Raw genomic sequence first — 4,197 nt, forward strand, 5'->3', positions numbered from 1 at the left:
ACGAGCGGCTACAAGGGCGTGACGGGCAACATCAGCTTCGACGACAAGGGCGACGTGAAGAACGGCGCGCTGACGATGTTCACCTACAAGGCGGGCAACCGCGAGCAGATCGCCGTCGTGCGCTGATTGGTATTCTCGCCGGTCAAGAAAACTGCTATAGTTGCTGTCTTTCCGGAGAGGTGGATGAGCGGTTTAAGTCGCACGCCTGGAAAGCGTGTGTGGGTTAATCCCCACCGCGGGTTCGAATCCCGCCCTCTCCGCCAGACAACATGACCTAGGCCAACAGCTCGACGGCTCGACAGGTATGGCAAAAAGCCTCGCAAACCTTGCGGGGCTTTTTTATTGGCGAATCCAGCATGACATTGCGATGTGTCCATGAAAAAAGGCGCCAACTCGGCGCCTTTCCTGGAAATCGTTCCAGCAATCTCAGCGATTGCTTTCCTTGACGATGTACCACTCGGTGCCGCGGCGCTTCCAGATCAGCGTCTTCTGGCTCTTGTCGTTGAAGTCCTTGGACGAGTAGTGCTGTTCGAACTTGGTCTCGACCGTGTCCACGCCCACCGAGCGGCGCTGTACATTCGCGATCTTCAGCTCGACAGCGCCTTCCTTCTTCAGCAGCTTGGTCCGGTTCGCAAACCACACTTGGCGCGGCACGCCCGTCGGCTGGAACTTGGGATCGTAGAAGCTCAGGTAGCGCGTTGCGTCCTTGGCTGTCCAGGCACCCACCCAGTCCAGCAGGCGTTGCGAGACGGGCGTGGCTCCTGAAGTGTCCGCTGTAGCCTGGGCTGCCATCGGCATGGGAGCTGCGCGCGCGCCTGGCAGTGCGCTCAGCGCGGGCATGGCCGCGGCTGCGATGGGGGCCAGCGTGGCGTTTTGGCGTGCGCGTGCATCCAGCTCTGCCTTGGGGGTGACGGCGAGGTCCGTGGCGTTCAATGGGCAACGGGCCGCCGCGTCTTCACCCGCTTGCCAGTAGCGGCCTTCGGCGATGTCATCGTCCGCCGTGCCCGCGCGGGTCAGGCCCAGGGCCGCCACCAAGCTGCTGGCGGCTGCATGGGTGCGGGCCTTGGCGATGACGAGATCCAGCTCGGCGTTGGTATAAGCCCTCCGCGCACCGTACAGCTCGTTTTCGGAGTTGAGCAGGTCCAGCAGCGTGCGCTGGCCAATGTCGAACTGCTGGCGGTAAGCGTCCCGCACCTTTTCGCTCGACAGCACATGCTTGTCCAGATAGTTCAGTTGCTCGTTGAGCTTCTGCACGTCGTGGTAGGCGATGGCGGCGGTCTGGCGTGCATCGCGGCAAGCCTTGTCACGCGTGTCGGCCGCCTGGTTCAGCAAATTGGCGGCCTGGCGCACACGGGCCTTGTCCGAGCCGCCATTGAACAAGTTCCAGTTCAGTGCCACACCGGCGCTGGTGTCGCGCTTCTGGTCGAGCACGCCATCGAGGTTGCTCCCGGCGGCAGCGCGCACGCGGGCTTCCACGCGCGGCTGGTAGAGATTGCCTTCGCGCTCACGCGATTGGGCCTGGGCAGAACGCAGGTTCTCGACGGCCGCCGCGATGGAGGCGCTGCGCTTGGCAGTCTGCTCCAGCAAGGCGGTCGAAGTGGCGGGCAGACCCTTTTCCAGACCCGCAGCGGTCGGCATGTCCACAGGGGGCAGCGTGCCGACGATGCGCCGATACCGCTCGGTCACGTCGTGGAGGTTGGAGGTCTCGGTCGCGAGGTTGGACTCCGCCAGTGCGAGACGTGCCGCAGCTTGCTCCAGATCGACGCCGCGGCCCACGCCAGCGCGCACGCGCGATTGGCTCTGCTCGGTCACATGGCGGTGCTGGACGTAGTTGTCTTCCGCGAGCCTGACCAGCCGGCGGGCACGCTGCACGTCGGCATAGGCCCGCACGCTCTCCTGTGCGACCTGCTCGCTGGCGTCGATGAACTCGAAGTAGCGCACCAGCCGGGCGTGCCCCAGGCGGTCCACCTGGTTCATGGTGGCGAATCCGTCCCAGAGCAGCTGGGTGGCGGACAGCGCAACGCCCGTGCTGTTCATGCGCTGGTTGACCGTGCCAATGCGGTCGCGGGTCTGCTTGGCCTCGGCGTTCAGATCGACCTTCGGGTAATACGCGCCGCGTGCCACATCGACTTCATCGACCGCGGCCCGGAAAGCATTGAGCTTGGCCGTGACTTCGGGGTTGGTGGAAATCGCGCGTTGCACCGTGTCCTTGAGCGGGTCGGTCGATTGCGCAAACGCAACCTGACAGGCCAAGGCGATCAGGCCGACGACGAGAGGAGAGGCTGCCTTATTCATTGTTTCATTGATCCTTGCGCTGGCCTTTGGAATAGACACATCTACCGTTACATCGACTGCTGTCACGTCCGATCGTCACTCCCGGAAGGCCCGTGGATGAAGGGTGTACTTTCGGCGGCTATTTTGCCGCCTTGCCCGCGGATACCTTCATCTGAGTATTCCACACCGCGCCTAGCCCGTCCAAGCCATCTGCGCACTAAATCGCACCCACATGTGGCTCCCGTCGCGATTCGTGAAGGAAGGCTACGGTTTTGCCTGCGACCTGCCGACAACGTCTCCATGCGTGCTGTTGTGCCTGTGTCACGGACTGTAACGACCTCCCCGGATCGGGTGGGGGCGCTGTCACGCATCTGGCGAGTCCCGCTGTTGCAGCACTGGCTCGGATGGACGCTGGCGGTGGTGGGCTTGCTGGTGGTGCCGGTGGCGTTGGCCTGGGAGTCCGAGCGGCTGCTGCAGCTCGCGGGCCGGCACGGTGGTCAGACGCTGATGCTGGCGCAGGCGCTGACCGAGGTGATCCACCAGATGAGCCGCCAGGACGACGAGACCCGCCTGCAGAGCATCAACCAGTTCTTCAACCGGCGGCTGCTGTTCCGCGAGGACATCGAGACCTGGGGCCAGCTCGACTACTGGGCCAGCCCGCTCGAATTCCTGGAGAAGGGCCAGGGTGACTGCGAGGACTACGCCATCGGCAAGTACTTCTCGCTGATCGCCTCGGGCGTCGCGCCGACACGGCTGCGGCTGGTCTACGTCAAGGCCATCTTCGGCGGTCAGGCATCGCTGCAGCAGGCGCACATGGTGCTGGCGTACTACCCGAGTTCCGGCGCCGACCCGCTCATCCTGGACAACCTGATTGGCGACATCCGGCCCGCGGCCAAGCGGCCGGACCTCATTCCGGTGTTCAGCTTCAACTCTGAGGGTCTCTGGCAGGGGACGCAAGGGCCGGGGGCAGGGGACGCCGTGGCGCGCTTGTCGCGGTGGCGCGAAGTGCTGGTCAAAGCAAGAGATCAGGGGTTTTTGTGAACACACCAAAAAAGGAGTCGGCATGTCGCTGATTCGACAAATCTGGATATTGATCCTTGGCACGATCTTGTTGTCGTGCGCCGGCAGTGTGCTCGTGTCGGTCTGGACAGCCCGAAACTCGCTGGAAACCCAGTTGTCGGTGAAGAACAATGACAACGCCCAATCGTTGGCGCTGTCGCTGTCGCACCAGGGCGAGGACGCGGCACTGCTGGGAATCTCGATCTCGGCGCAGTTCGATACTGGACATTACCAGTCCATCATTTTGCGCGCACCCGACGGTGTGACGCGGTATTCCCGTGTGGCGGGCGATGTCCAGATTCCGGCGCCCGCGTGGTTTGTCCGCCTGGTGCCAATCCGGCCCACGGCGGGACTGGGTCAGGTGCTCAACGGCTGGGCGCAGATCGGCACGCTGGAGGTGGTGAGCCAGTCGGCGTATGCCTACGCGGGGCTGTGGTCGGCGTGCATGAGCATCATGTTGTGGACCTTCGCCATCGGGCTGGTGGCGGCGACGCTGGGCCATGTGGCGGTGCAGCGGCTGCGCCGGCAGCTCGACGAGGTGGTGCAGCAGGCGGATGCGCTGACGCAACGCCGCTTCGTGCGGGTCAAGGAGCCGCGCACCCCCGAGCTGCGCCGCGTCGCCCAGGCCATGAACCAGATGGTGACGCGCATCAACCAGATCTTTGCCGAACAGGCCGAGCAGGTGGACCAGTTGCGGGTGCAGGCGAGCTGTGATCCGTTGACGGGCATCTCGCACCGGCGGCATTTCCTGGCGAGCTTCGAATCGCACCTGGGCCGCGAGGAATCGTCCGCGTCAGCACAACTGGTGCTGGTGCGGGTGCGGCGGCTGGCCGACGTGAACCGGGCGCTTGGCCACCAGCGCAC

3 protein-coding genes, 1 tRNA gene and 1 pseudogene are annotated in these 4,197 nt (G+C 64.3%); 4 read left to right on the plus strand and 1 reads right to left on the minus strand.

Features of this window, described 5'->3' with window-relative positions:
* Both QZW52_RS18705 and QZW52_RS18710 read left to right on the plus strand, forming a co-directional pair.
* Positions 1–126, plus strand: a pseudogene (locus tag QZW52_RS18705) (branched-chain amino acid ABC transporter substrate-binding protein); the annotation flags it as partial.
* A gap of 47 nt (positions 127–173) precedes the next feature.
* Positions 174–263: transfer RNA gene (locus tag QZW52_RS18710), tRNA-Ser, on the plus strand.
* Between the two features lie 163 nt (positions 264–426).
* Here the strand turns inward: QZW52_RS18710 and QZW52_RS18715 are convergent.
* Complete coding sequence (locus QZW52_RS18715; protein WP_294001571.1) at positions 427–2,295, minus strand: TolC family outer membrane protein; 1,869 nt, start codon at positions 2,293–2,295, stop codon at positions 427–429.
* A gap of 366 nt (positions 2,296–2,661) precedes the next feature.
* Here QZW52_RS18715 and QZW52_RS18720 point away from each other — a divergent pair, with 366 nt between their 5' ends.
* Positions 2,662–3,315, plus strand: coding sequence for a transglutaminase-like cysteine peptidase (locus tag QZW52_RS18720; protein WP_294001572.1), 654 nt, complete (start codon positions 2,662–2,664; stop codon positions 3,313–3,315).
* A gap of 139 nt (positions 3,316–3,454) precedes the next feature.
* A partial coding sequence (locus QZW52_RS18725; RefSeq protein ID WP_294001574.1) for a LapD/MoxY N-terminal periplasmic domain-containing protein occupies positions 3,455–4,197 on the plus strand: 743 nt, incomplete at its 3' end.

Source organism: Sphaerotilus sp. (assembly GCF_013299175.1).
Lineage (GTDB): Bacteria > Pseudomonadota > Gammaproteobacteria > Burkholderiales > Burkholderiaceae_C > Sphaerotilus.

What these genes read in the sequence shown, in the direction of transcription:
- QZW52_RS18715 (WP_294001571.1), bottom strand. Translation starts at nt 2,295, where the DNA reads ATGAATAAGGCAGCCTCTCCTCTCGTCGTCGGCCTGATCGCCTTGGCC.